Origin of the sequence: Streptomyces prunicolor NBRC 13075 (genome assembly GCF_000367365.1) — a bacterium.
Lineage (GTDB): Bacteria > Actinomycetota > Actinomycetes > Streptomycetales > Streptomycetaceae > Streptomyces > Streptomyces prunicolor.
This window is the reverse complement of record NZ_BARF01000097.1, coordinates 1-26,200: the sequence shown is the minus strand read 5'-3', so window position 1 is coordinate 26,200 and position 26,200 is coordinate 1. Positions and strand designations below refer to the sequence as shown.

The window sequence follows — 26,200 nt, the reverse complement described above, 5'->3', positions numbered from 1 at the left end:
GCGACCGTGGCCGAGAACGGGCAGTTTCTGCCAAACCCGAAGGGTATTCGGCGTTTTGATACGGATAGATTCAGTCACCAAGCGGTACCCGGACGGCACGGTGGCGGTCGACCAACTGTCCTTGGACATACCGGACCGCTCGATCACCGTCCTCGTCGGCCCCTCCGGCTGCGGCAAGACGACCACCCTGCGCATGATCAACCGGATGATCGACCCCAGCGAGGGCACGATCTCCCTGGACGGCGCGGACATCACCAAGCAGCCGGTCAACACGCTGCGCCGGTCGATGGGTTACGTCATCCAGAACGCCGGGCTCTTCCAGCACCGGACGATCGTCGACAACATCGCGACCGTGCCCCGCATGCTCGGCTGGGGCAAGGAGAAGGCCAGGGCGCGGGCCACCGAACTCATGGCACGGGTCGGCCTCGACGCCGCCCTCGCCAAGCGGTACCCGTACCAGCTCTCCGGCGGACAGCAGCAGCGCGTCGGCGTCGCCCGTGCGCTGGCCGCCGACCCGCCGGTGCTGCTGATGGACGAGCCGTTCTCGGCCGTCGACCCCGTGGTCCGCAAGGGACTCCAGGACGAACTCCTGCGGCTCCAGGAAGAGTTGGGCAAGACGATCGTCTTCGTCACCCACGACATCGACGAGGCCATCAAGCTCGGCACGATGGTCGCGGTGCTGCGCACCGGCGGCAAGCTCGCCCAATTCGCCCCGCCCGCCGAGCTGTTGTCCGACCCCGCGGACGCCTTCGTCGAGGACTTCCTCGGCGCCGACCGCGGCATCCGCCGGCTCTCCTTCTTCTCCTCGGCCGGTCTCGACCTCAAGACCTCCCCGATCATCGCCGTCGACTCCACCGCCGAGCAGATCGCCGAACGCACCACCCCCGACGTGCCGTACCTCCTCGTCACCGACCTGGACGGCAAGCCGCTGGGCTGGAGCGAGCCGGGCGCGCTCACCGCCGGAGCCGTCGACACCGCTCAACTCCTCGCCTACGGCCGCCCGTTCGAGGCCGGCAAGGACTCGCTGCGGGCCGCGCTCGACGGAGCGGTGCTGTCGCCCACCGGATGGGCGGTCGGCGTGGACGGCACCGGGCGCGTGGTCGGCGTCGTCTCGCAGGGGGCCGTGGGCGAGGCGATCCGGAGCGCGCACGCGGCGGGTCGCAGCGGCGCGAAGGTCGCCGGATGAACGACTGGTTCCGCATCCCCAGCGACCTCCAGAACAGCTACCTCGGTCTGATCGGCCTGCACCTGCGCGAGGCCGTGATCCCGGTCCTCGTCGGGCTCGTGGTCGCGCTGCCCATCGCCCAACTCTGCGTGCGGCTGCGCTGGTTGTACCCGCCGGTGCTCTGGGTGACGACCGTGCTCTACGCGATTCCCTCGCTGGCGTTCTTCGTTGTCCTCATCGACTACACCGGCCAGACCGAGACCACCGTGATGATCCCGCTCGGCGTCTACAGCCTCGTGGTGTTCGTCCCGGCCATCGTGGACGGCGTCCGCTCGGTGCCCCAGGAGACCCTGGACGCGGCCACCGCGATGGGCCTCGGGCCCGTACGCCGGTACCTCCAGGTGCAGTTGCCGATCGCCGTGCCCGCGATCATCGCCGGGCTGCGGGTGGCAACCGTGTCCAGCATCTCCCTCGTCAGCGTCGGCATGCTGATCGGCAACCAGGGCGCGCTCGGCAATCTCCTGAACGACGGCCAGATCTACCACCAACCGCGGCTGATCTGGCTCTCCGTGATCACCACGGCCGTCCTCGCCATCGTCGTGGACGCCGTCCTGGTCGGCGTACGCCTGCTCCTCACGCCCTGGATGCCGCGCGGCACCCGCAAGGCCCGCCCCGCCGAGGACCGGCCGGAACCGGCCGAACTCGTACTGGAGGACGCAGCCCGGTGAACGTACTCCACTACATCAACCTGTTCTTCAGCGACAGCACCCACTGGCACGGCTACGACGGCATCCCCACCCGCCTCGCCGAGCACGTCCGGTACTCGCTGATCGCGCTCGCCATCGCCGCCGTCATCGGCCTCCCCGTCGGCCTGCTGACGGGCCACACCGGGCGCGGCGGCAACACCCTCTCGCTCATCGCCACCGCCGCCCGCGCCCTGCCCAGCTTCGGCCTGCTGGTGCTGATGTTCGTGCTGATCGGCTTCGGCCTGGTCCCGGTGATGATCCCGCTGGTCGTCCTCGCCGTACCGCCGATCCTGGTCACCACCTACGAGGCGATGCGCTCCGTCGACCCGTCACCGGTCGACGCGGCCCGCGGCATGGGCATGAACGAGGCGAACATCCTCTTCCAGGTGGAACTCCCGGTCGCCCTCCCGCTGATCCTCAGCGGCCTGCGCTCGGCGGCCATCCAGATCGTCTCCACGGCCACCATCGCGGCCTACGTCAGCCTCGGCGGCCTCGGCCGCTACATCATCGACGGCCTCTACCAGCGGAACTACGAGAAGGTCGTCGGCGGTGCCACCCTCGTCGCCGGGATGGCACTGGTGACGCTCGGACTCTTCTGGGGCATCGCACGGCTCGCGGTGTCGCCGGGGGTTCGTAGGAGCAACTGAGCCCGCTGAACGCACAGTTGGGGGGAGCGGCCACCGGCCCTCCCCCCAACTCCCCTTCCGCCGCTCTCAGTTCTCCGTGCGCGCCAGCGCCAGCTCCAGTACGACCAGCAGCGCGTCCCGCACCGAGCCGCGTTCGCGTGCGTCGAACGCGATCACCGGGACCCGCTCGTTGACGTCGAGCGCCCAGCGGACCTCGTCCAGGGAGTGCTCGATCTTGCCGTCGAAGGCGTTCAGGGCGACCGCGAACGGGATCTGCTTGTGCTCGAAGTAGTCGACCGCGGCGTAGCAGTCGTCGAGCCGGCGGGTGTCGACGATGACGAGACCGCCGACCGCGCCCTCCACGATGTCGTCCCACATGAAGCCGAACCGGTCCTGCCCGGGCGTACCGAAGAGGTACAGCTTCAGGGTCGGGTCGATGGTGATGCAGCCGAAGTCCATCGCGACCGTGGTGGTGGTCTTGCGCGGGGTGTGGGACAGGTCGTCCACGCCCGCCGCGACCTCGGTGATCGCGGCCTCGGTGGTGAGCGGCTCGATCTCGGAGATCGCGCCCACGGTGGTGGTCTTGCCCACGCCGAAGCCGCCCGCGACGACCATCTTCACCGGCAGCGGCGGTCGTACGACGGTCTGCGCAGCCGCACCGCGGGCGACCGGTTCAGTCGGTGTCACGGAGTACTCCCCGGGAGTTGGGGATGGCGCGGAGGCCATCGATGACCCTTCGCAGGACGGTTGCGTCATGGGTGATGTCGGAGTTGGGCACGTGCACCGTCAACTGCCCGGCGGCACGCAGGTCTTCGGCGAGGACCCGCACCACGTTCAGGTGCAGCCGCAGCCGGGCCGCGATCTCCGCGAGGGACTGCGGCTGCCGGCACTCGGCCACGATGTCGTGCTGCTCGAAGGAGAGCCGGTCGAGCACCTCAAGACCGGCGGCCGTGGCCACCACCTGGGTCTCGACCGGGATCGGCCGCCCGGAGGCGGCGGCGTCCGCGCCCGCCACCCGGCCGGCGGTGACCAGGAACGGCCGTACGGCGGAAGGCTTGCGCACCGGATCGCGACCCGGGGGTGTGGCCCCGTCCGCGCCGGCACCGCTCGGAGTGCGGCCGTCGGGCATGAGTGGCTGTTCCTCTCTCGACCGGTCGGGGACCGGTCACCGAGCCGAAGCGGCGCCGACGCTGTTCTTCAGCTGGAGCACCAGCTGGGGGTTGAGCGCGGAACCGGCACGGTTGGCGAACAGCGTCATCTCGTAGGCGATGTTGCCGAGCTTGGCCTCCTTGTCGGTGACGACGCCGAGGACGGCGCCGCTGCCGATCGCGGAGACGAGGACGTGGCCGCCCTCCAGGTCGATGATGACCTTGTTCAGGCCGCCGAGACCGTAGTTGCCGGAGGCGCCGGCGGCCAGGCTGGTGATGCCGGAGACGATGGCCCCGAGGCGCTCGGAGTGGGCGTGCTCACGCAGTTCCGCCACGGCGATCAGCAGGCCGTCGGAGGACACCGCGATGGCGTCGACGACGCCCGCGGTCTCTGTCGCGAAACGGTTGAGCAGCCAGTTGAAATCGGCCGCCGCTGCCTGCAGATCGGCCGGCGTGGTGCCCCCCGTGGGAGTGTCACCTGTCGACGTACTCACTGCTCCGCTCCTTTCGGGAGGTGGTTCTGGTCGTGCGGGTGGTTCGCGTCCGGGGGGCGCAGGCCCGTGAGGGTGTCGCTGTCGCGATGCGCTTGCTCCACGGCTGCCTCGAACTCTTCGAGGGCCGAGCGGACGGCGTCCGCGTCGGCGGGCCGGGGAGCCTGCCGGGCGGCTTGCTGGGCGGCGTCGTCGGCGCCCGTACGTAGGGTGGCGCCCCGGACCCGGCGCCGTAGCGGCCGGGAGCCTCCGGCGGCGTCGTCGGGGGCGGTGGCGGACTCGTCCGCCGGGGCGTGGTGGGTGGTGACGGGCGGGGCCGCCGCGGCGGGCCTCGGTGCCGTCTCGTACCGGGAGACCCTGCGGGGGAGCGGGGTGGGCTCGTCATCGGCGTGCATGTGCTCGGGTGTGCTCGGCTCGGGCCTGCTCAGGGTGATCGACGGCCGTGGACCGGAGTCCGAGGCGGCCCAGGAAGGGGCCGGACGGGCGTGGTCCTGGGCCGAGTTGACGGCACCCGACCCCGCGGCGGTGGACGTGAGCGCCTTGTCCGGCCCCGCGTGTGCTCCCGCCGGACCGCCGGAGGCCAGCGCGCTCATGCGCAGCAGCAGCGTCGCCGGGATGGTGATCTCGGACGTCACACCGCCGCCCGGCGTGCGGGCGAGGGTGACGTCGATGTCCCAGCGGCGGGCGAGCGTGCCGACCACGAACAGGCCCAGCACCTTCGTCGGCACCAGGTCGAGACGCTCGCGGCGGATCAGCCGGGCGTTCTCCTCGGCGATCCGGTCGGCGCTCATCCCGAGTCCGTGGTCGGCGACCACGATCAGCGCGTCGTCGCCGTCGGTCCGTACGACCACCTCGACGGGGCTGCCCGCCGGCGAGAACGAGACCGCGTTCTCCAGGAGTTCGGCCACCATCAGCGTGAGGTCGCCGATGATGTCGGGCTCCACCATGACCTCGGTGTCGGCCCGCAGGCCCACCCGCTGGAAGCCCTCGATCTGGCCGAGCGCGGCCCGTACGACGTTGGTGAGTTCGGTGGGACCGCCGTCCAGCACGGTCTCGCGGATGCCGGCGAGCAGCATCAGGCTGTCCGCGTTGCGGCGCAGGCGGACGGCGATGTGGTCGATGGAGTAGAGGCGCTCCAGCAGCGCCGGGTCCGTCTCGCCGCGCTCCACCGCGTCGATCAGGGCGAGTTGACGGGTCGTCAGGTTGCTGACGCGGCGGCCGACGTTGCCGAACATCTCGGCGACGTTGCGGCGGCTGACCACCTGGCGGGCCAGCAGCGCGGCGGCCGTGGTCTGCACATGGTTGAAGGCCTCGGCGAGGTCGCCGATCTCGTCCTTCGCGGTGACCGGCATGTCCCGCAGCAGCGGTGGCCCGTCGTCCTCGGCGTCGTCGTCGGCCACGCGGGCGAGTTCACGGCCCGCGACGTCGGCGACCTGCTTCGCGGCAACGGTGAGCGCCTGCACGGGGCGGACCACCGAGCGGCGCACGATCACCACGAAGACGAGCCACAGCACGAAGCCGAGCAGCGAGAGGCTCAGCAGCAGTCCGGCGCGCCAGAAGGCGGAGGAGGACGCGCTGTCGGCGCGGACGGCGATCTGGTCGATGAGCGAGCCGGTGATCTTCAGCCGGCCCGCGGCCTGTTGCGGGTAGGAGGGGTAGTCGCTCATGGCGTCCGCGAAGGCCTTGCGGACCGCGCCGGGCGTCTCGGCCTGGAGCCCGCTGGGGTCGATCTGCAACTCGGCGTAGGCCTCGGCGATCAGCCGCTGCGCCGGGGTGTGCTCGATCCCGGCGAGCTGGTCGGCCTGGTCCTCGGTGGCGAACCGGGCGAACCTGGCCGCCTGGTAGGTGTAGAGGTCGTAGGAGCCGACGGCGTTGTTGAACTCGATGAGCGCGTTGCTGTCACCGGTCGTCGCCGAGAACACGCTGGTCTCGAACGAGCTGTGGGCGGCATCGGCCCGCAGCACGGAGTCCAGCAGGTTGCCGGTGAAGGTGGTGGCGAGGTTCGCGTTGTGTTCGAGGTCGAGCCCGTCGATCAGACCGTCGGAGGCGCTGGTGTACGCCGGGTCGATGTTGTCGGCGGGCAGATAGCTCTGCGCGACGGTGTCACGCAGGGTCTGCAGGCCGTTGATCTCCCTCAGGGCCTGGGCCTCGCTGGCCGGCAGCCGGTCGCCGAAGGTGTCGCGCACCTTCTCGACCTGCTTGTCCACGGCCATCTGGGCCTTGCGGTAGGCGGTCTGTGAAGGTGTGCCGCCGTCGTTGGTGGCCTCGAAGCGGACGGAGAGCAGGATGGCCTGCTGGTGCTCCGCCTCCACGAGGTTCACCAGCTGGGCGACCTGCCCGCTGTCACGCACCAGTTGGGCCGCGTCGCTCGCGTCCGTCGACTGCCCGACCTCATCCGAGATGAGATACGCCAGCAGCACCGCGACCACCGCGAGGGGTACGCCGACGAGCAGATTGAGCTTGCGCCTGAAGGGCCAACGGTCTGCGAAGCCCCGTATGGACACCAGGCCTCCTTCGTGGGGTGTTGTCACGGTACGCGCAGCGACACACGTGACTGTTTTTGATCCCAGCGGCCCCCGCACACCGCTGTGACCGACGCCAACTCCGGGGAGACTACCGTCTCTTTGAACGATCAAGTGCGTCGCCCTACGTCAAGAATCAATCACAAAGCGCCTGTGTTCATGACCGGTCTGTTTACGTTGCCTTCACAATTGGGCACCCATTGAGGCCAATCGGTGACCAGAGTTCTCTTGACTGACCAAGAACCGGCTGGATTGGATCAGCGGAGTGCGGTGTTCACGCCCCGCGCGTGGACGCCACAGCCATGCCTGCACGCCTGTGCCAACATCCAAACCCGGAACGGGAATTGTGACTTCTAAAGCGAAGAACAGCTGGTCCAGCACTAGGTACCCCGGCGCGGCCGCCATCGCGCTCGCCGCGACGGCTGCGCTTGTCACGGGATGTGGTTCGTCCTCCGACAGCAAGTCCGACGACCCGCTCTCGGGCGGCAAGGCCGGCGGCGACACGGTCGTCGTCGGTTCCAACAACTTCGCCGAGAGCATCCTGATCGCCGACATCTACGGCGAGGCTCTCAAGGCCAAGGGCGTCAAGGTCACTTACAAGCCGAACATCGGCAGCCGTGAGACGACCTACGGCCTGCTGAAGAACGGCACGATCACCGTGCTGCCCGAGTACAACGGCGCGCTGCTGGCCTACCTCGACCCGAAGGCCACCCCGGCGACCCTCGCCGCGACCACGGCCGCGATCGACGCCAAGCTCGACACCAAGCTGACGCTGCTCGACCCGGCTGCCGCCGAGGACAAGGACACGGTCACCCTCAACGCGGAGACCGCGAAGAAGTACAACCTCACGTCCGACTCCTCCATCGCGGACCTCAAGTCCATCGCGAAGGACCTGGTCATAGGTGCCTCGCCGGAGTTCCAGACCCGGCAGCAGGGCCTGGTGGGCCTGAAGTCCGTCTACGGCCTGGAGTTCAAGTCCTTCAAGGCGCTGGACGCGGGCGGCCCGCTGACCGCTGCCGCGCTGAAGAAGAACACCGTGCAGGCGGCGGACCTCTTCAGCACGGACCCGACCATCGCCAAGGAGAAGCACGTCACGCTCCAGGACCCGAAGCGGCTCTTCGGCTTCGAGAACGTGCAGCCCCTGGTCTACAAGAGCGGCCTCTCCGCGGCCGGTGTCGCCGCCCTCAACGCGGTCTCCGCGAAGCTCGACACGGCGACCCTGCTGGACCTCGACACCCAGGTGGGCTCGCAGAACAAGGACCCGCTGGACGTGGCGAAGGCCTGGCTGAAGACGGCCGGCCTGGACTAGGACTTCTCCGGCCGACGCGGGTGCCTCCGTTTCTCCGGGAGGCACCCGCGTCGTGCTCAGTACCCGATGTGGAAGGTCGCGTCCTGCTGTTCCGTGGCGGTCGAGATCGGGTCGATGCGCAGGACGTAGTTGGAGTGCCGGATGTACCGGGTCGGGTTGTTGTACGACCGGAAGGACGCCCAGGACGAGTTCGCGAGCCCCGCCGTCCGGTAGAACGTGGCGTCCCCGGCGAACGTCGACGTGCCGTCGTTCACGTCGAGTTGGAGCGCGTAGTTGTAGTGCCGCAGATAACGGGTCGGGTAGTTGACCGACTGGAAGGACACACCTGCGCTGTCCGCGAGACCCGGTACCAGGGTCCACTGCGAGTCGGTGTACGGGTCGAAGGCGTACTCGTCGATCCGGCCGATGAAATTGGAGTGCCGGACGTAACGGGCCGGATAGTTGTAGGACTTGAGCCGGTTCCAGGCGGGCGTGCCCCACTTGGCGATGAGGTTGTTGTACTCGGCCGTGGTGATCGGCTCGATGCCGCAGTGCTTGGAGTTGAGCGGCTGCGTGTAGAGCTTCTGGTCGACGGCAGTCCAGGTGCCGGCAGCGAGACTGCTGGTCTGCCAGGCGTAGAAGACGCCGTTCGGGTCCCAGGTGTCACCCCACAGGTACCAAGTCGAGCTCGACGTAAGGGACTTGACCAGCGTCGGCGCCTCGGTGCCGTTGTGCGAGACCGCCGTGCTGAACTCGGTGAAGCTGCCCGGGTCCAGTGACGTGGACTTCGCGCCGACCAGCGTCGAACTCTTCTTGAAGTAGAGGTAGTTGACGCCGTTCACTCCCACGGCGAGGTCGCCGTCGATGACGTCGTAACCGGGGTCGAAGAACACCTGCGGATCACTGGCCGTCACGAAGTCACTCGTGTAATTGACCATGATGACGTTGTGGCCGCTGTCGTTGACGGCCGAGTAGATCACGCCGTACTGCCCGCGCCCCGCGTCCCAGAAGGACTCCGGTGCCCAGGCGTGGGTGTCCAGGCTGTGCACCTTCATCCGCCGGTAGCCGGTGAAGGTGCGCAGGTCGGGGGAGTCCCAGACGTGGAGGTACTGGCTGACGTACGACCAGTCGGTGCCGTTGAGGTCGGTCGCGAGGACCACGAACGTGCCGTCCTGCTTGCGCAGGATGAACGGGTCGCGCAGGCCGAGGGAGCCGGCGGTGGGGGTGGCGACGGGGGCGTTCTGGTTGAGCGGGGTCCACTCCAGACCGTCGGGGCTGACGGCCAGGTGCAGACCGTAGTTGGCGCCCAGGAACGTCGGCGACTCGGTGAAGTAGCACATGACGTAAGCCGAGTTGGTGGCCGCCTGGGCGCTGCCGGCGCCTAGGGTGAGCGCGCCGGTGGCCGCGAGGGGGACGGTCGCGGCCATGCCGAGGAACAGGCGGCGGGAGGGGTGGGGGAGAGGAGGAACGGCCATGTGTTCTCCAGGGGGATACGGGCGGCCCATTGATTCATATCGTTCGACATCCCGAACGAGGTTCGGTAAGTCGATCAGAAGGTAGAGATGGGGGGCGTGCGCGTCAATCACACGGTCGTGCTTGGCCGGTTCTCACCGTTCACGTAGGCGCCCGCTAAGAGGCTCCTGTGTGGATCAGGAGTTCCGCCCGCGCCCGGGCCGCCGCCCCGACCGCCACCGCGTCACCGCCCAGCCGGGCCGGCAGCACCCGCACCGGATGACCACTCACCGGCGGCTCCAGCGCCAACGTCTCCTGTACGGCGGACTCGACCAGATCCCAGGACCGGCTGACACCCCCGCCGATCACACACGTCGTGACATCCAGCAGCCCCGCCGTGATCAGCAGCGCACGGGCGACACCGCGGCCCGCGTCCCGGTACACGGCGAGCGCGTCCGGGTCGCCGCCGTGGGCCGCCTCGGCGACCGCGCGGGCGGTACGGTTCACACCCGTCCGCTCCTTGTACCGCGCCGCGACCGACCGCCCCGACGCAAGCGTCTCCAGATGCCCTCTTCCCCCACACGTACACGGCAGTTCACCGAACCCGGGCACATGCCCGATCTCGCCCGCCGCCCCGCGCGGCCCGTCGTAAAGGGCGCCATCCAGCCACAGCGCGCCACCCACCCCCGTGCCGAGCGTCATCCCGAGCACGTTCTCCTCGCCCGCGACCGCACCCTTGGCGACCTCACCGCGCAGAAACGCGTTCACGTCGTTGTCGAGGAACGCCGGTACGCCCAGGGCCTGTTGGACGGTCGCCGTCACCTCGAACCCGGCCCAGTCGCGAAAGGAGTCGCTGGCCACGAGGATCCGCCCGGCCCGCACATCCACGAGCCCCGCCGCGCCGACCCCGACCCCGAGCAACCGGGCGGGCGTACGGTCCAGCAGCAGCCGTAGCGCGGAGAGCGCGGCGGCGAGCATGGCCGCCCCGCCCTCGCTCGCCGGGGTCGGCACCTCCGTGCGGTCCAGGACGTCGAGTCGGTCCGTGCACAGCACGACCTGGGTGGTCGTCCCGCCGATGTCGACGCCGACGATCACCTCGGGAGAGTCCGTCACGCGCCGGCCCCCGTCCCCAACGCCAACCGGCGCTCCCTGCGCTCCCGTTGGAGCACCGGATCGGGCACGGGCACGGCGGCGATGAGCCGGCGCGTGTACGCGGTCCCCGGGTGCAGCAGCGTGCTCATGGTCGGCCCCTGTTCCTCGACGCGTCCGCCCCGCATCACGACGACACGCCCCGCGAACTGCTGCACCACGGCAAGGTCGTGCGACACGAAGAGACACGCGAACCCGAGCTCCGCCTGCAACTCGGTGATCACTTCCAGCACCGTCTGCTGCACACTCACATCCAGCGCACTCGTCGGCTCGTCCGCGACCAGCAGCCGCGGTTCGAGGACCAGCGCCCGCGCCAGACTCACCCGCTGCCGCTGCCCACCGGACAGCTCACGCGGCCCACGCCGCGCCAACTCCCGTGGCAGCCGCACCAGTTCGAGCACCTCGGCAACCCGCTCCCGCCGCTCGCCGGCCCCCATCCCACGCCGGTGCACCCGCAACGGCTCGGCCACACACTCCGCGACACTCATCCGCGCGTCCAACGAGGCCACCGGATCCTGCAACACCACACCGACCCCTGCCAACAGGGCCCGCCGCGCCCGCCCCCGCGCCTTGCGCAGATCGGCCCCGAAGAGCGAGACGCCTCCCGACTCCGGCGCGACCAACCCAAGAGCGACCCGCGCGGCGGTCGACTTCCCGGACCCGGACTCACCGACGAGCCCCACGGTCTCGCCCGCCCGCACGGTGAGCGACACCTCCTCCAACGCACGCACGGCACGGGGCCCACGCCCGAACTGCACGGAGACATCCCGCAGTTCGACCACGGGCGCCCCCTCGGCCTCCTCGCCCACGACACTCCCGCTCCCGCCCCCGCTCCCGGTCACGGTCACGGCGAGCCGGGGCACAGCCGCCAGCAACCGCCGCGTGTACTCATGAGTGGGCCGCAACAGCACGTCCTCCACCGCCCCCGTCTCCACGATCTCCCCCTCCAACATCACGGCGACCCGATCGGCGAAGTCGGCGACGACCCCCATGTTGTGCGTGACCAGCAGCACGCCGGTCCCGGAGTCGGCGGCCAACGCCCGCAGCAGATCGAGGATTTCGGCCTGCACGGTGACGTCCAGCGCGGTGGTCGGCTCATCGGCGACCAGCAACCCGGGCGAATTGGCGATGGCCATGGCGATGACAACCCGCTGCCGCTGCCCACCGGACAACTGGAACGGAAAGGCGGAGGCCCGCCGTTCAGGCTCGGGAATCCCGACCCGACGCAGCAACTCGGCTGCCTCCGCGGCGGCCTCCTGCCGCGACACGTCCCGGTGATTCCGCACAACTTCCGCTATCTGCTTACCGATTCGGGTCAGCGGATCAAGCGCGGTGGCCGGCTCCTGGAACACCATCGAAGCCGTACGCCCCCGCAGGCGCGCGAGTTCGGCCTCACTGGCCCCCATGACATCCGTACCGCCGACCGAAACGCCCCCGGAAGCACGGGCGTTACCGGGCAACAGCCCGAGCGCGGCAAGGGCCACGGTCGACTTCCCGGACCCGGACTCACCGACGAGGGCGAGCGTCTCCCCGGGCTCCACCCGCAGCGACACCCCACGCACGGCAGGCACATCACCGCTCTCGGTGGAAAAGACGACGCCCAGATTCGCTATCTCCAGGATGCTGTTCATCCCCGTCCCCTCACATCGAAGGCATCGCGCAGCCCGTCGCCGATCGCGTTGAACGCGCACACCACGAGGATGATCGCGAGGCCCGGCGGCACGATCAGCCACCAGCGTCCCGAGTACGCGGCCGTCAGCCCGGCCGAGAGCATGCCGCCCCAGTCGGTCGACGGCGGCTGAACTCCCAGCCCCAGATAGGACACATAGGCGACGAGCAGAATCGCGTCGGCGACCTGGAAGGTGGCGGCGACGACGATGGTCGACACCGAGTTGGGCAGGATGTGCCGAGCGATGGCCCGCCCGTGGGTCCCGCCGATGGCGCGCAGGGTCAGCACATAGTCGCGTCTCTTCAACGTCAACGTCTCCGCCCGCACCAACCGCGAGGGCACGAGCCAGGACACCAGCCCCAGAATCACGATCAGCCCCGGCACACCGGGCGTGGTGATGGCAGACACGACCAGCAGGATGAACAGCGCCGGAATCGCGATCCCCGCGTCCACGACCCGCATCATCACGGCATCGACCCAACCGCCCGCATACCCGGCGATCGATCCCCAGAGAGTCCCGATCACGGTGGCAAGCACCCCGGCGGCAAGCCCGACGAGCAACGAGACCTTCCCGCCGTACATGAGCCGCCCCAACTCGTCATGCCCGACAGCATCGGTACCGAGCCAATGCGCTCCGCTGGGGTGGAGGTTGACCTGCGTGAGGTCGGTGTGGATCTGATCGGTGGAGTAGAGAAGGGGCCCCACGAAGCAGAACAGGAAGAAGAGGACCACTACTAGGAGTCCGGCAACAGCGAGTTTGTTGCGCGCGAAGCGCGCTTTTAGGGGCGCGGGGAACTGCGCGACCAGCCCCCACCGGCGCGCACTCTGAACACTCACGCCAGACCCCCCTTGACCCGAGGATCCACGACTCGCTGCACGACATCCGCGAGCAACGAACCCACCACAGTCGCCACGGAGATCACCAACACACACCCCAACAGCACCGGGTAATCCGAAGACTGAGCCGCACCCCAGAACAACAGCCCCATCCCTGGGTAGTTGAACAGCTGTTCAACAACCAACGCCCCACCGAACAGCACCGGCACGTAATACCCCAGCATCGCAATCACCGGCGTCAACGAGTTCCGGAACACGTGCTTGAAGAGAATCGCCCGCTGCCGAGAACCCCCCGCCCGAGCAGTCCGCACATAGTCCTCGGACAGGTTCTCCAACGTCGCGGCCCGCATATACCGACTGAACACGGCGACCATGGAAGCCGCCCCGGTCACCACGGGCAGCACCAACGCCACCGGATCCGCGAAGACTTGAGCCACCGTGTCCCCCTGCGGCGCCTGAGAAGGAAACCACCGCAACACCTGTGTGAAGACCAGCACCAGCACAAGTCCCAGGAAATACACGGGAGTCGAATACGCGACGAAGCTCAACGTGGTGATGACATAGTCGGCCGGCTTGTTCCGCCGCACGGCCTGCCACATGCCCAACGGAATGGCGAGCACCAGCCCGAGAACCGCGGACAACACGGTCAACACCAGGGTTTTCGGCAGCCGTTGCTCGATGAGCCGGGACACCGCCTCGTTGAGGGTGTACGACGTGCCGAGGTCACCGTGCAGCAACTGCCGCAGGTAGTACAGGTATTGGACGGGCAGCGGCCGGTCGAGCCCCTGGTCGTGGTTGAAGAGCGTGATCTGCTGGGGCGTGGCCTGCGGGCCGAGGATCCCGCGCGCGGGACCCCCGGGCAGCGCGTGCAGCAGGCCGAACACCACGACCGTCACGATGAGGATCACGACCAGCGCCTGGGCGATGCGCCGGGTCAGATACAGGAGGGTGTCCATGCCTCAGCTGGTCCACTTCCACTGTGCCGGGTGGAAGTTGGCGAGCGGGTCCTGCGAGAAGCCGCCGAGGCCGTTCTTGACGACGGAGATCTGGTAGTCCGGCTCGGGCAGCCAGATCACCGGCAGATCCTTGGCGAGGGCCGCGCTGTACTCCTGGATCTCCTGCGTCGAACTCGACGTCGTGGACGCGGAGATGAGCTTGTCGACATCGGCGTTGGAGTAGTTGCCGAAGTTCGCGCCGCCCTTGGACTGGAACAGGGAGTCGCCGGTCGGGAAGGCCGGGAAGTACCAACTGCCCGCCGTACCGAAGAAGGACAGCTGCCACTTGCAGATCGACTGCGAGGCCGTGCACTGCGGGGTCTGCGACAGCACGGAGTTGACGGGCGCGGTCTTGATGGAGAACTTGATGCCGGTCTTCGCGAGCGAGGACTGGATCGCGCTCATCATGTTGTCGGTGACCGTCGAACCGGACTGCGACAGCACCTGCATCTGGAACTTGGTCCCCTTGGCGACCCCCGCACCGCACTGCGCGGCACCGGTGCCCGGGCTGGTGCAGGTCATGACCCCGCCCTGCTCGCTCCAACCATGGCTGCTGAGGAGGGACTTGGCGGCCGAGGTCGAGAACGGATACGGGTTGCTCTTCTGCGTGGCCGACAGGAACGACGAGCTCTGCGCCTGCGGAATCGGCCCGTACCCGGGCACCGCCGTGCCGTTGAAGATGACCTTCGCCAGACTGCCCTGGTCGATCGACCGCTGCACGGCCTGCCGGGCATAGAGCTGCTTGAACACGGCACCGATGGAAGGGTTGTTGAAGTTGTACGGCATGTAGGTGATCGCCCAGCCCGACCACGGCTTCACCGTGTAGCCCTGCGCGGTGAAGCTCGCTTTCTGGTCGAGGTCGGTCGCCTCGATGTAGCCGTAGTCGACGCTCCCCGACCGCAGCGCGTTCTTCTCGGCGTCCGCCGTGGTGAAGGGGAGGAGGTTCACGGTGGGGATGGCGGGCTTCTCGCCGCCGTCGTACTTCGAGTTGGCGGTCAGGACGACCTTGCCGGCGGTGGAGAAGGACTTGACGGCGTAGGGGCCGCTGACCGTCTTCCAGAGGGCGTTCGTCGCGTAACCGCTGATGTTCTTGGCGGCGTTGTTGAGGTACGCCCAGTCCTTCTCGGCGTCCCCCGCCTTGTCCCACACATGCTGGGGGAGCGGGTTGATCTGGCTCAACTCGTTGGCCAGCATCCACTGCGGGTTGTAGGCCTTGTCGAAGGTGATCGTGAAGTGGCGGGCGTCCACGGTCTTGAAGGCCGTCCAGTTGTCCGGCGCCTTGCCCGGGTTGTAGCCCGCCCACTGGGACTTGTTCGCCTTGATGAGGTCGAACCAGAACTTCACGTCGGCGGAGGTGATCGGCTTCCCGTCGCTCCAGTGCCGGTCGCCGAGGGTGATCGTGACGCTCTTGTTGTCGGCCGCGAAGGCGGCGGCGGTCGCCACCGAGCCCTTCTTGTTCCAGCCCATGCTGCCGGTCGAGCCGTCGTAGGCGATCAGCGGCTCCCACAGCGTGCTCGCGATGGCGTTGTTGTTGCTGTTGAGGTGGGCCGCGGTGCCGATCGGGAGGATCCAGTTCGGCGTGAAGTTCGCGGGCAGCGCGTAGTTGATCGAGTCGTGCGACCCGGACGACGACGTACCGCTCGACCCGGAACAGCCCGCGAGCAGCAGCGAGGCCGTGGTCAGGGAGGCACCTGCGAGGAGTCTCTGGCGAACAGGGGACATGGTTCTCCTCGGAAAAAGAGGGGCGGAGGCGGGAGTGAGGACAGTCAACGGCCCCCGGTGTCGAAGAAACAGGCGTGCCGCTGTAAAAAGCCTGTTTCTGCTGTTCTGAAAAAAGGTGAGAGGGCATCGGAGTGACTTACGCTCGTCGCCTCGATCGCCGATCCGGAAGTAACTTCCTCTATGCCTGAAAAAAGTGCCCACCGCCGGAAGAGCAGCTCAGGCGTCTCCTCACTGGCCGAGCACGTCCTCGAACTCCTCGCCTCCGGGCAGGCCGCCACCCGCACCGAACTCGCGGAACTGCTCGGCGCCGCACCCTCGACGATCTCCCTCGCGGTGGGCCAGCTGGTGTCCCTGGGCCTGGTCGCCGAGCACGGCACCCGCTCCTCCACCGGCGGCCGACCGCGCAAGGTGCTGCGGCTGGGCGGCAGCGACGGCTTCGCGGTCGCGGCCGAGCTGGGCGGCAAGCACGCGCACGTAGGGGTCGTACTCCCCGGCGGCGGCCTCACTGACGTCTCGACCGTGCCCTTCCCCACGGCGGACGGCCCCGAGGCCGCGCTCCCGGGCCTCGCCGAGACACTCACCGCACTCGCCGACAGGCACGGACGCGAACGACTCCGGGGCGTGGGCCTGTCCCTCCCCGGCCCGGTCGACATCGCCTCCGGGATCGTCACGCTCCCGGCCCGGATGCCCGGCTGGAACAAGTTCCCCATCCGCGACTGGCTCGCCGACCGCTTCGAGGTACCGGCCGCCGTCGAGAACGACGCCAACTGCATGGCCGTGGGCGAACACACCGTCCAGCCCGCCGAGCGCCGCCAGTCGATCATGGTCAAGGTCGGCACCGGCATCGGCGCGGGCGTCATCGCCGACGGCCGCCTCTACCGCGGCGGCACCGGCGCGGCGGGCGAGATCACCCACGTCCGCGTCGAGGCCGCCCAGGACACCCCCTGCTCCTGCGGCAACACCGGCTGCCTGGAAACCGTCGCCTCCGGCGCCGCCCTGGTCCGCATCCTGCGCGGCCACGGCCTGGACGTGACATCAACGGAAGACGTCGTACGCCTCGCCACCGACGCCCACCCCGAGGCAACCCGAGCAGTCCGCCAGGCCGGCCGCTACCTCGGCCAGGTCCTGGCAGCCAACGTCAACTTCTTCAACCCCGACGCCGTGTATCTGGGCGGCATCCTCTCCACCCTGGAACCCTTCGTAGCGGCAGTCCGCAGCCAGCTCTACGAGGGCTGCCACCCCCTGGTCACAGAACACCTGGCGATCGAGCGGGCGAGCCTGGGTGCGGATGCGGGCTTGGTGGGTGCGGGTCAGTTCGCCCTACAGAGGGCACTGGCGCAAGCACTCCAGACGGTCACTGACCAATCGGGAGCGCGATGACCCTGTCGTTCTCACCGGGGCCGCGATGACGCTGTCGTGTTCATCGGGGCCGCGATGACCCACCGCCTTTAGGGGCGCGGGGAACTGCGCGACCAGCCCCCACGCACCCGCACCCGACACACAACCTGGAGCCCCCATGCCTTCACCCCGCCCCACAATCGCAATCGCCGGCCTGGGCATCGAATCCTCAACCTTCTCCCCGGCCCGCACAGAAGCCCCCGCCTTCCACCCCCAACGAGGCCCCGAAGTCCTCACCCGCTACCCCTTCCTGGCCCCCGGCACCCCACTCCGAGAAGCCGCAGCCTGGCAAGGCGCCCTCGTCGGCAAGGCTCTCCCCGGCGGCACCGTAACGGCCACCGCATTCACCGAACTCTCCGACGAACTCATCGCACGTCTAGCCGAGTTGGGCCCCCTGGACGGCCTCTGGTACGACATCCACGGCGCGATGACAGTAGAGGGCATGGACGACGCCGAAGCCCAACTACTCGCCCGCATTCGGGCAACCATCGGACCGGACACCCTCGTGTCGACCTCCATGGACCTGCACGGCAACGTCTCCCGCGACCTGGTCCACCAAAGCGACCTGATCACCTGCTACCGCATGGCCCCGCACGAGGACGCCATGGACACAAAGGAACGCGCCGCCCGCAACCTCGTAGAACTCCTAAAGAGCGGCGCCCCCCGCCCGGTCAAAGCCTGGATCCCGGTCCCCGTACTGCTCGCAGGCGAACAGACCTCCACCCGCATCGAACCGGCGAAGAGCGTCTACGCGGCCGTAGAAGAGGTCGAGGCGGAAGCCGGAGTCACCGACGCCGCCATCTGGGTCGGCTACGCCTGGGCGGACGAGCCCCGCAACCGAGCCGCAGTCGTCGTCACCGGCCCGTCAGAACCCCAAGTCCGAGCAGGCGCCGAACAGTTGGCCCGCGGCTTCTGGGAAGCAAGGCACGACTTCGAGTTCGTAGCCCCGACCGGCACTCTCGACGACTGCCTGGACGAGGCCCTGGCCTCCTTCGCCCGCCCGTACTTCATCAGCGACACCGGCGACAACCCGACCGCAGGCGGCGCGGGAGACGTCACCTGGGGCCTCCAACAGGTCCTGGAGCGCCCGGAGTTCAAGGACGAGAGCGGCCCCACGGTCATCTACGCGTCGCTGCCCGGACCGTCCGCCGTAGCCACAGCGGAGCGCGCCGGCATCGGCGCCACCGTCACCGTCACGGCGGGCGCCGAAGTCGACGACCGCCACGCGGGCCCGCTCCCCCTCACCGGGGTCGTGCACTCGATCCGGCACGGCGACCGGGACGCGGAGACCGAGGTCGTGCTCAAGGTGGGCAGCGTGTACGTGATCCTGACGCGCCTCCGGAAGCCGTACCACCACGAACACGACTTCACCGACCTGGAGTTGGACCCGCGCTCCGCCGATCTCGTGCTCGTCAAGATCGGCTACCTCGAACCCGAACTCTTCGCCATGGCCGCCGACTGGAAGATGGCCCTCACCCCGGGCGGAGTCGACCAGGACCTCACCAGGCTCGGGCATCATCGCATCCGGCGGCCCCTGTTCCCCTTCGACCGGGACATGCCCGACCCGGACCTCACGGCCCGGGTCGTCAGCCCCTCGGACGAACCGCTCAGCGGGGCGGACGAGTGAGTTTGCCGCCCCCGCCGTCCTCGATGGCGGCGGCGATCAACTGGTCGAGCAGCGCGATCAGTACGTTCCGGCACGAGTCGCGCTCGCGCGCGTCGCACAGCAGCACCCGGACGTCCTCCGGGAGGGCCAGCGCCTCGCGCACCGCCTCCGCGGGGTACGGGTGCTCGCCGTAGAAGCCGTTCACGCCCACCACGAACGGGATGCCCCGGCGTTCGAAGAAGTCGACGGCCGCGAAGCTGGACTTCGGGCGGCGGACGTCGATCAGGACCACCGCGCCGAGCGCGCCGAGGGCCAGGTCGTTCCACATGAACCAGAAGCGCTGCTGGCCCGGGGTGCCGAACAGGTAGAGCACCAGGTCCTGGCCGATGGTGATGCGGCCGAAGTCCAGGGCCACGGTGGTGGCCCGTTTCTCCTCGATGCCGTCGAGGTCGTCGACGGCGAGGCCCGCCACGGTCAGCGGTTCCTCGGTGCGCAGCGGGGCGATCTCGCTCACCGAACCGACCATGGTGGTCTTGCCGACGCCGAAACCCCCCGCGATCAGGATCTTGACCGTCTCGGGCGGCGCGGGTGCCGGAGCGATGGTGTCAGAGCCGGCCAAGGCCCTCCCTCACTTTCTGCAGCAGGTCCATGTCCGGGCTGGTACGGGAGACCGGGTGCGGCGGCCGGGCCGTGATCAGGCCGGCCTCCAGCAGGTCGCAGAGCATGATCACTACCACGCTCACCGGAAGGTCGACAAGAGCGGCGACCTCCGCGACCGCCAGCGGTTCGGCGCACAGCCGCAGAATGCGGGCCTGCTCCGGCTGCGGCCGGGGCGCCCGTGCGGGCACCGGATCGACCGCGGTCACCGTCGTGATGAGGGTGAAATCGGCGCGGCTGGGCCGGGTTCTGCCACCGGTCAGCGTGAACGGCCTTACAAGCCGTCCCGCCGCGTCGCCACCGCTCACCTCACTCGCCGGAGCCGGCCGCGGGGCCGACGCCCGCCCGGGGTGCGGCGCTGAGATGCTCGCCTATCTTCTTCACCAGCATGTTCATCTGGTACGCCACGACCCCGACATCCGCGCCCGGACCGGTCAGGACGACCAGGTGGGCGCCGGGGCCCGCCGCGGTGAGGATCAGATAGCTGTTCGCCATCTCGATCAGCGCCTGGCGCACCGGACCGCCCCGGAAGTCCATGCTGACCCCCTTGCTGAGGCTCATCAGCCCGGATGCGGTGGCCGCGAGCCGCTCGGCGTCGTCGCGCAGGAACCCGGTGGACTTGCTGACGACCAGGCCGTCCTCGGAGAGCACGACGGCCTGGTTCACCTCGGCCACCCGGTCCACGAGTCCGGTGAGCAACTGGTCGAGCTGGGTGTGCGTGGCGGGGACGGGTCGTGTCATGGCGGAGTCCTTCATGAGCGGTCGGCGGGCGGATTCGGGGAGGCTGCTGCTTCCTCCCGGTCGTACTGCGAAGGCGCGTCGTCGTCGATGGAGTCTCGCGCCTGGAACGTGCCACGCTGGAACCCGGCCAGCGAGGAAGCCGCACGCTCCGCGGTGAAGTCTTCCAGCTCCAGGTCCTCCTCGACCGCCCCGGCCTCCTCCCGCAACTCACTGGCCAGACTGGTCTGTGGCACCCGCCGCGGCAAGGGGGTGAGCCCGCCGAGCCCTGCCGTCACCGACTCGGCCTCGGGCGACCGTGCCGGAGGGATCACCGGACGGTCCTCGGACGCGGGACTCGGCGTGTCAACTGCCCGCCCCGCCAAGGCGGTTGCCACCCGGACGGCCGACTCGTCCGCCCGCACTCCCTCTTCCGCCACGACCCGCTCGGCGACGCCGGTGTCCTTCAAGGCCCCCGGAGCGGACCGGTCGAGTGTCTCGGGAACCTCGGGTACGACGACCTCGTGCGGGATCAGCACGATCGCCGTTGTGCCGCCGTACGGCGAGGAGCGCAGCGTCACCGCGATGCCGTGCCGGGTGGCGAGCCGCGCGATCACGAACATGCCGAGCCGCAGGTCGTCGGCGAGCGCGACCACGTCGAACTGCGGGGCCACCGCGAGCTGTTCGTTGAGTGAGGCGTAGTCCTCCTCCGACATGCCCAGCCCGCGGTCCTCGACCTCGATCACCAGCCCCTTGGCGACCATCGCGGCCCGTACCCCGACCGGGCTGGGCGCGGGGGAGTACACGGTCGCGTTGTCGATCAGCTCGGCCAGCAGGTGGATCACGTCCGCGACCGCGGGCGGCGCCAGGCACACTTCCTCCTCGGTGTGCACCTCCACCCGCTGGTACTCGGCGACCTCACCCACGGCACTGCGCAGGATGTCGATCAGGGCGACCGGCTCGGTCCAGCTGCGGCGCGGCTGCTCGCCGCTGATGACGACGAGGTTCTCCTCGTAGCGACGCAACTGGCTTGCCGTGGAGTCCAGTTCGTACAGGCCGCGCAGGACCTCGGGGTCGTCGTGCCGGCGCTCCAGCTGGTCGAGCTTGGTGAGCTGGAGGTTGACCAGGTTCTGGCTCTGCCGGGCGATGCCGAGGATGACCTTCTGGAATCCCCTTCGGGTGTCGGCGAGTTCGACCGCGGTGTGCACGGCGGTGCGCTGCGCGGTGTTGAACGCCTGGGCCACCTGGCCGAGTTCGTCGTTGCCGTAGTCCAGGGGAGGGGTCGCCGACTCGACGTCGATCTTCTCGCCCCGGTTCAACCGGGCGACCACGTCGGGCAGTCGGTCCTCGGCGAGGCTCAGGGTGGCCATCTTCAGGCCGCGCAGCCGGCGGGACAGGGAGCGGGTGATCCGCCAGGACATGACGACGCACACCAGCAGGGCGCCGAGTCCGACCGCGCTCAGCGTGGCGGCGGTGAGGAGCAGGCTGTGCGCCTTGGCGGAGCTGCGGTCGAGGAGTCCGGACGTCTGCTGCCGAATCAACGTCGTGTACTGGTCGCCGACTTCGGTCAGTGCCGCGTTCCACTGCTTCTGCTCGGCGGGCAGGGTGATCCGGCCGGCCGTGCCGTCGTCCGGATCCGCCTTGCCCGCCGTACCGGCCTTGAGCACCGCGTCCTCCGTGGACTCCAGGGTGCTCCACTCGACGCTCTGCAGTACGTGCTCGATCTTCGTCTTGGTGGCGCCCTGGAACCCGGTGGCGATCTGGTCGTCCACCAGCCAGCGCCGGGCGTGCACCAACTCGGCGAACTGCTCCCACGCCGCGTTGTCGACGTGCCCGGAGGGCCAGGCCAGGGTCAGCTGCGCGTCCTCCTGGGAGACCAACTCCGCCCCGTGCTCCAGCGCGACGAGCGGCTCCGCCTGCGAGGTGAGGTCGCCGTCGTCGACCTGGGACAGCTCCTGGAAGGCCTGGATCTGGTCGTCGATGATCGACGTGTACTGGTCCAGCACCTGCTGGGGCGTGATGTCGGTGGGCTTGTCCACCTGGCTGCGGTAGTACTCCAGGCTGTCCACCGACGCGACGACCGAGTACATCCGGTCCCTGATGCGGGAGGGCGCCTTCTTGATCGCGTCCGTCTGGCCCACGAGTTGGGCCACCGCCTTGTCCGTCACCGCGCGCTGGGCCTCCAACGCGGCCTGGGAGCCGTGCGGATCCGCCATCCACGCCGCCGAGAGACTGCGCTCCTTCTGGAGCGCGAGCGCGGCCTCGGTGCCCATGGCGCCGGTCGACCGGCTCAACTCCGTCTGCGAGCGCAGCCGTAGCCCCTCCGTGAACATCTGGGTCGTCGTCACGCCCCACATGGCGGCCAGCGTGACGCTGGGTACCAGGGCGAGCAGGATCAGGGAAAGACGTATGGAACCGACGCGGCGCCGGGCACCTGTCCGTGGAGACATCGTGGTCGTCCTCGCTACATCCTCGTACGAAGTGTCCGGTCAGCGCGTTCCGTTGGCCGCGAACCTCGCGACCGCGCCGACGTTCGTCTTCGTCACGAACGCCGGGCCGGTGAGCACGGGAGCCGCCCCGCCGCCACTGATGTTGCCGTTGGTCTTGTACAGCCACAACGAGTCCACGGCCAGATAGCCCTGCAGATAAGGCTGTTGATCGACGGCGAACTGAATGTTCCCGCTCTGCACGGCTTTGACCAGGTCCTGGTTGAGATCGAAGGTCGCGACCTTGGCACTGCTGCCCGCCGCCTTCACGGACTTGACCGCGGCCAGTGCGAAATCGGCGCCCAGCGTGACCACTTCGTCGATGCTGGGGTCCTGCTTCAGCCGGTCCGTGACCCCCGTGGACACGGCGCCCATGTCGGTGCCGTCCACGTAGAGGATGTCGGTCTCGCCGGTGAACGCCTTCTTGACGCCCGCGCAGCGCGCCTCCAGGGCGACATTGCCCCGCTCGTGGATCACGCACAGGGCGTGCTTGGCCTTGAGGGCGTCCAGTTTCTGGCCGACGGCGCGGCCCGCGACGCTCTCGTCCTGCCCGAAGAACTCCAGGACGCCCTCCGACTGCCAGGAGTCGATACCGGAGTTGAGGCCGACCACCGGAATGTCCGAGGCCTTGGCCTGGGCGATCGGCGCCTTCATCGCGTCCGGTTTGGCGAGTGTCACCGCGATGCCGTCGACCTTGTCCCGGACCGCGTCCCGTACGAGTTCGGCCTGTCCGGTGGCGTCGGGGTCGCTCGTGTACGTCAGGTCGACGCCGTCCTTGGCCGCGGCGGCCTCGGCGCCCTTCTGCACCAGCAGCCAGAAGGCGTCGCCCTTGCTCGCGTGGGTGACCAGCGCGATCTTGAGCCGGCCGGTGCTCGCGGCACCGGCCGTGTCCGTGCCGGACCCGGAACCGCCGGTCCCGGAGCAGCCGGAGAGCAGCAGGCAGGTGGCCGCGGCGAAGGTCAGCGCCGTGCCGCGTATGAGACGGAGGGAGGCGTGAGGTGGGGGCGGAGTGTTCATGGGCGGTGCGGCACCTCGCTGTGCGGCCGAGCTCGGGGACGGGGAGAGCGCGCCCGGAGCCGTAAGAGGTGCGCCGACCGGGTTACTCCCGCTGGCCCGGAGCCAATCGTGTGTGACCGCTGGTAGTCAAGTGAGCAGCGACATGGAGTGAGTTGTTGCTGCCGCATTGTGATCATCTCGACGTCGTAAGGAGGTTGGGGAGGTTACGTACGGGAGAACGGAAGGTTATGGCTTGCGGGCCACCGCTCCGTACATGGCGATGTCCTCGTCCCTGATCGGTTCGGTGTCCGTGCCGTCCGGACGCCACTTGTGGACCTGGACGATACCCGGCCCGACGAGTTCGAGCCCCGCGAAGAACTCCTCGGCCTCCGGATGGGTACGCAGCCGCATCGGCATCCCGCGCGCCGCGTACTCACGGGCGACCCGGCCCACCTCGTCCGGCGCGAACTCCGCCGTACCGATCGACATCGCCAAGTAGCTGCCGGAGGGCAGGGGTTCGAGGAGCCGGCGCACGATGCCCACGGCGTCGTCCTCGTCCAGCACGAAGTGCACGATCGCGATCACGGTCAGCGCGACCGGCGCACCGAGATCGAGCGTCTCGCGGAACTGCGGGGTGCGCAGAATCGCCGCCGGGTCCAGCATGTCCGCCTCGACATACGCGGTCCGGCCCTCGGGCGTGCTGTCCAACAGGCCCTGGGACAGGGCGAGTACGAGCGGGTCGTTGTCGACGTAGACGACCCGGGAGTCCGCGGCCGCCGTCTGCGCGATCTCGTGGATGTTCGGCGAGGTCGGGATACCGGTGCCGACGTCGAGGAACTGCCGTATCCCCGCCTCCCCGGCGAGGTACCGCACGGCACGGTGCATGAAGTCGCGGTTGGCCCGCATGTGCACCGGCATGGCCGGCCACTCCCGGATCATCGCGTCGCCGGCCTCCCGGTCTGCCGGGTAGTTGTCCGTACCGCCCAGGATGTAGTCGTAGATCCGCGCGGAGTGGGCGGTGTCGGTGTCGATGCGGCTGGACTCGGGCAACGTGGGCTCCTTGTGTGAGATTTCGCCGTCAGGGGTGCCATGGATGGAGGAAATCCTCGATCCCGGGGGCCTGGCTGGGAAGGGTGCCCCCGTGATTCCACGCTTCGGCCATGAGACAACTCCGCACGCTCCCAAGGCCGTTCACTCCCGACGGGTCCTACCCCAGGCGCTGGTCCGCACTCGTCGCCCTGCTTCTCGCCGAGGCGATGAACCTGCTCGACGCGACGGTCGTGCAGGTGGCCGCGCCCGCGATCCACGCCGATCTGGGCGGGCCGGTGTCCGGCATCCAGTGGTTCACCACCGCGTACACCCTGCCGTTCGCGGTGCTGCTGATCAGCGGGGGTCGGCTCGGCGACATCGCGGGCAGGCGACGGCTGTTCGTGCTGGGCGTCGCGGGATTCGCTGTCGCGTCCCTCGCGTGCGCGCTGGCGCCGGGCGTGGGCTTCCTCATCGCCTTCCGCGCCGTCCAGGGAGCGTCGGCGGCTCTGGTGATCCCGCAGACCATCGGGCTGATCAAGGCGATGTTCTCCGGCGACGAAATGTCCCGCGCGCTGGGCAGCATCGGCCCGGTGATGGGCCTCGCGGCGGTCTGCGGTCCGGTGCTCGGCGGTGTCCTCACCCACGCCGACCTGTTCAACTCCTCCTGGCGCGCGGTGTTCCTGGTCAACATCCCGGTCGCCCTGGTCGTCCTCGCCCTGTCCCCCCGACTGCCGGAGAACCGCGCCCCGAAACGCCCCACGCTCGACGTCATGGGCACCCTCCTGGCCATGACCGGCACGGGACTTCTGGTCTTCCCGCTGATCGGCGCGGACATCTCCCGCCTGTCCGCCGGGAGTTGGGGAGCGATGACCGCAGGCCTGCTGACCCTGACCGCCTTCGCACTGCACCAGCGCGGTGTGGCGGCCGCCGGACGCAGCCCACTGGTGGAACCGTGCCTGTTCGCCCGCCCCGGCTTCACCGCCGCCCTCGTGGCCTCCACGTCCTTCTTCGCGGTGACGAACGGACTCATGACGGTCGTGGTGCTCCAACTCCAACTCGGCCTGGGCGCAGGCGTGTTGAGGGCGGGCCTGAGCCTTGCCCCCTGGTCGGTCGGGCTGGCGGTCTCGTCCTGGGCGGCGGGCGCGCATCTCGTACGGCGGTACGGGCAGCGGGTGATGCTCGTCGGACTCGGGGTCCTGCTGACCGGAATGCTGGGCGCGATCACCGCGTACCGCTGTGCGGCCCCCGGCGCCTTTCCCACCTGGCTGCTCCCCGCGCTCGCCGTGGTCGGCCTCGGTGCCGGACTCTTCACCCCCGCGTTCTTCACCCACGCGCTCAAGCCGCTCCGGGTACAGGAGTTGGGGTCGGCGGCGGGGTTGCTGAACGCCGTCCAGCAGCTCGGGGCGACCTTGGGGGTCGCGATCCTCGGCAGCGTGTATCTGGCGGGCGCGAAGGACGGGTCAGGGGGCGCGTCGGGGTCGTTGTACGCCGTGCAGGTCGC

Annotated in this window: 23 protein-coding genes; 7 read left to right on the top strand and 16 right to left on the bottom strand. The window is 69.2% G+C overall.

The window, feature by feature from the left end; all coding sequences use genetic code 11:
- The first annotated feature begins 55 nt into the window (after window positions 1-55).
- From SPR02S_RS40860 to SPR02S_RS40850, 3 genes are read left to right on the top strand one after another with little or no spacing between them, the layout of a single operon-like run.
- Complete coding sequence (locus SPR02S_RS40860; protein ID WP_078623151.1) at window positions 56-1,186, top strand: ABC transporter ATP-binding protein; 1,131 nt, start codon at window positions 56-58, stop codon at window positions 1,184-1,186.
- Window positions 1,183-1,893, top strand: coding sequence for an ABC transporter permease (locus SPR02S_RS40855; protein ID WP_019062812.1), 711 nt, complete (start codon window positions 1,183-1,185; stop codon window positions 1,891-1,893). Before SPR02S_RS40860 ends, SPR02S_RS40855 begins: the two co-directional genes overlap by 4 nt.
- On the top strand, window positions 1,890-2,558 hold the full coding sequence (locus SPR02S_RS40850) for an ABC transporter permease (protein WP_019062811.1): 669 nt from the start codon (window positions 1,890-1,892) through the stop codon (window positions 2,556-2,558). Before SPR02S_RS40855 ends, SPR02S_RS40850 begins: the two co-directional genes overlap by 4 nt.
- Before the next feature lie 66 nt (window positions 2,559-2,624).
- On the opposite strand, the gene SPR02S_RS40845 is transcribed toward SPR02S_RS40850, so the two are convergent.
- From SPR02S_RS40845 to SPR02S_RS40830, 4 genes are read right to left on the bottom strand one after another with little or no spacing between them, the layout of a single operon-like run.
- Window positions 2,625-3,224 carry a GTP-binding protein gene (locus SPR02S_RS40845; RefSeq protein ID WP_019062810.1) on the bottom strand — a complete coding sequence of 200 codons (600 nt, stop codon included), beginning with the start codon at window positions 3,222-3,224 and terminating at the stop codon, window positions 2,625-2,627.
- The gene (locus SPR02S_RS40840) at window positions 3,211-3,666 is read right to left on the bottom strand and encodes a DUF742 domain-containing protein (protein ID WP_019062809.1); all 456 of its coding nucleotides are present in this window, start codon (window positions 3,664-3,666) and stop codon (window positions 3,211-3,213) included. Before SPR02S_RS40840 ends, SPR02S_RS40845 begins: the two co-directional genes overlap by 14 nt.
- Before the next feature lie 36 nt (window positions 3,667-3,702).
- Window positions 3,703-4,179, bottom strand: coding sequence for a roadblock/LC7 domain-containing protein (locus SPR02S_RS40835; RefSeq protein ID WP_019062808.1), 477 nt, complete (start codon window positions 4,177-4,179; stop codon window positions 3,703-3,705).
- Window positions 4,176-6,680 carry a sensor histidine kinase gene (locus tag SPR02S_RS40830; RefSeq protein ID WP_019062807.1) on the bottom strand — a complete coding sequence of 835 codons (2,505 nt, stop codon included), beginning with the start codon at window positions 6,678-6,680 and terminating at the stop codon, window positions 4,176-4,178. The genes SPR02S_RS40835 and SPR02S_RS40830 overlap by 4 nt, the downstream gene beginning before the upstream one ends.
- A gap of 364 nt (window positions 6,681-7,044) precedes the next feature.
- Between SPR02S_RS40830 and SPR02S_RS40825 the strand changes: the two genes are divergently transcribed.
- Entirely contained in the window at window positions 7,045-8,007 is a 963-nt protein-coding gene (locus SPR02S_RS40825) for an ABC transporter substrate-binding protein (RefSeq protein WP_019062806.1), read from the top strand.
- A 56-nt stretch (window positions 8,008-8,063) separates the two neighbouring features.
- Here the strand turns inward: SPR02S_RS40825 and SPR02S_RS40820 are convergent, their stop codons facing one another.
- The 6 genes from SPR02S_RS40820 to SPR02S_RS40795 all read right to left on the bottom strand — a co-directional run bounded on the left by SPR02S_RS40820 (window position 8,064) and on the right by SPR02S_RS40795 (window position 15,810).
- On the bottom strand, window positions 8,064-9,461 hold the full coding sequence (locus tag SPR02S_RS40820; protein WP_019062805.1) for a glycoside hydrolase family 43 protein: 1,398 nt from the start codon (window positions 9,459-9,461) through the stop codon (window positions 8,064-8,066).
- A 154-nt stretch (window positions 9,462-9,615) separates the two neighbouring features.
- Window positions 9,616-10,551, bottom strand: coding sequence for an ROK family protein (locus tag SPR02S_RS40815; protein WP_019062804.1), 936 nt, complete (start codon window positions 10,549-10,551; stop codon window positions 9,616-9,618).
- Window positions 10,548-12,218, bottom strand: a complete 1,671-nt coding sequence (locus SPR02S_RS40810; protein WP_019062803.1) for a dipeptide ABC transporter ATP-binding protein — start codon at window positions 12,216-12,218, stop codon at window positions 10,548-10,550. The genes SPR02S_RS40815 and SPR02S_RS40810 overlap by 4 nt, the downstream gene beginning before the upstream one ends.
- Window positions 12,215-13,063: an ABC transporter permease gene (locus tag SPR02S_RS40805; RefSeq protein WP_052347127.1), complete on the bottom strand. Its 849-nt coding sequence runs from the start codon at window positions 13,061-13,063 to the stop codon at window positions 12,215-12,217. Before SPR02S_RS40805 ends, SPR02S_RS40810 begins: the two co-directional genes overlap by 4 nt.
- A 26-nt stretch (window positions 13,064-13,089) precedes the next feature.
- Entirely contained in the window at window positions 13,090-14,049 is a 960-nt protein-coding gene (locus SPR02S_RS40800) for an ABC transporter permease (RefSeq protein ID WP_019062801.1), read from the bottom strand.
- A 3-nt stretch (window positions 14,050-14,052) separates the two neighbouring features.
- On the bottom strand, window positions 14,053-15,810 hold the full coding sequence (locus SPR02S_RS40795) for a peptide ABC transporter substrate-binding protein (RefSeq protein ID WP_019062800.1): 1,758 nt from the start codon (window positions 15,808-15,810) through the stop codon (window positions 14,053-14,055).
- A 180-nt stretch (window positions 15,811-15,990) separates the two neighbouring features.
- Here SPR02S_RS40795 and SPR02S_RS40790 point away from each other — a divergent pair, with 180 nt between their 5' ends.
- Window positions 15,991-17,190 carry an ROK family transcriptional regulator gene (locus SPR02S_RS40790; protein ID WP_019062799.1) on the top strand — a complete coding sequence of 400 codons (1,200 nt, stop codon included), beginning with the start codon at window positions 15,991-15,993 and terminating at the stop codon, window positions 17,188-17,190.
- Between the two features lie 136 nt (window positions 17,191-17,326).
- The gene (locus SPR02S_RS40785) at window positions 17,327-18,835 is read left to right on the top strand and encodes a M81 family metallopeptidase (RefSeq protein ID WP_019062798.1); all 1,509 of its coding nucleotides are present in this window, start codon (window positions 17,327-17,329) and stop codon (window positions 18,833-18,835) included.
- Here the strand turns inward: SPR02S_RS40785 and SPR02S_RS40780 are convergent.
- From SPR02S_RS40780 to SPR02S_RS40755, 6 genes are all read right to left on the bottom strand, one after another.
- Window positions 18,816-19,433: a GTP-binding protein gene (locus SPR02S_RS40780; protein ID WP_019062797.1), complete on the bottom strand. Its 618-nt coding sequence runs from the start codon at window positions 19,431-19,433 to the stop codon at window positions 18,816-18,818. The two genes, SPR02S_RS40785 and SPR02S_RS40780, sit on opposite strands and share 20 nt — an antisense overlap.
- Window positions 19,420-19,779: a DUF742 domain-containing protein gene (locus tag SPR02S_RS40775; RefSeq protein ID WP_019062796.1), complete on the bottom strand. Its 360-nt coding sequence runs from the start codon at window positions 19,777-19,779 to the stop codon at window positions 19,420-19,422. Before SPR02S_RS40775 ends, SPR02S_RS40780 begins: the two co-directional genes overlap by 14 nt.
- 1 nt (window position 19,780) lies before the next feature.
- A complete protein-coding gene (locus tag SPR02S_RS40770; protein WP_019062795.1) occupies window positions 19,781-20,212 on the bottom strand; it encodes a roadblock/LC7 domain-containing protein in 432 nt (143 codons plus the stop codon).
- A gap of 11 nt (window positions 20,213-20,223) precedes the next feature.
- Entirely contained in the window at window positions 20,224-22,638 is a 2,415-nt protein-coding gene (locus tag SPR02S_RS40765; RefSeq protein WP_019062794.1) for a sensor histidine kinase, read from the bottom strand.
- A gap of 39 nt (window positions 22,639-22,677) precedes the next feature.
- Window positions 22,678-23,691, bottom strand: coding sequence for a substrate-binding domain-containing protein (locus tag SPR02S_RS40760; protein WP_019062793.1), 1,014 nt, complete (start codon window positions 23,689-23,691; stop codon window positions 22,678-22,680).
- A 225-nt stretch (window positions 23,692-23,916) separates the two neighbouring features.
- Window positions 23,917-24,720 (bottom strand): SAM-dependent methyltransferase, encoded by an 804-nt coding sequence (locus SPR02S_RS40755; RefSeq protein WP_019062792.1) that lies wholly within the window; start codon window positions 24,718-24,720, stop codon window positions 23,917-23,919.
- A gap of 110 nt (window positions 24,721-24,830) precedes the next feature.
- Between SPR02S_RS40755 and SPR02S_RS40750 the strand changes: the two genes are divergently transcribed.
- Window positions 24,831-26,200 (top strand): MFS transporter (locus SPR02S_RS40750; protein ID WP_019062791.1); only part of this gene is annotated, 1,370 nt, incomplete at its 3' end.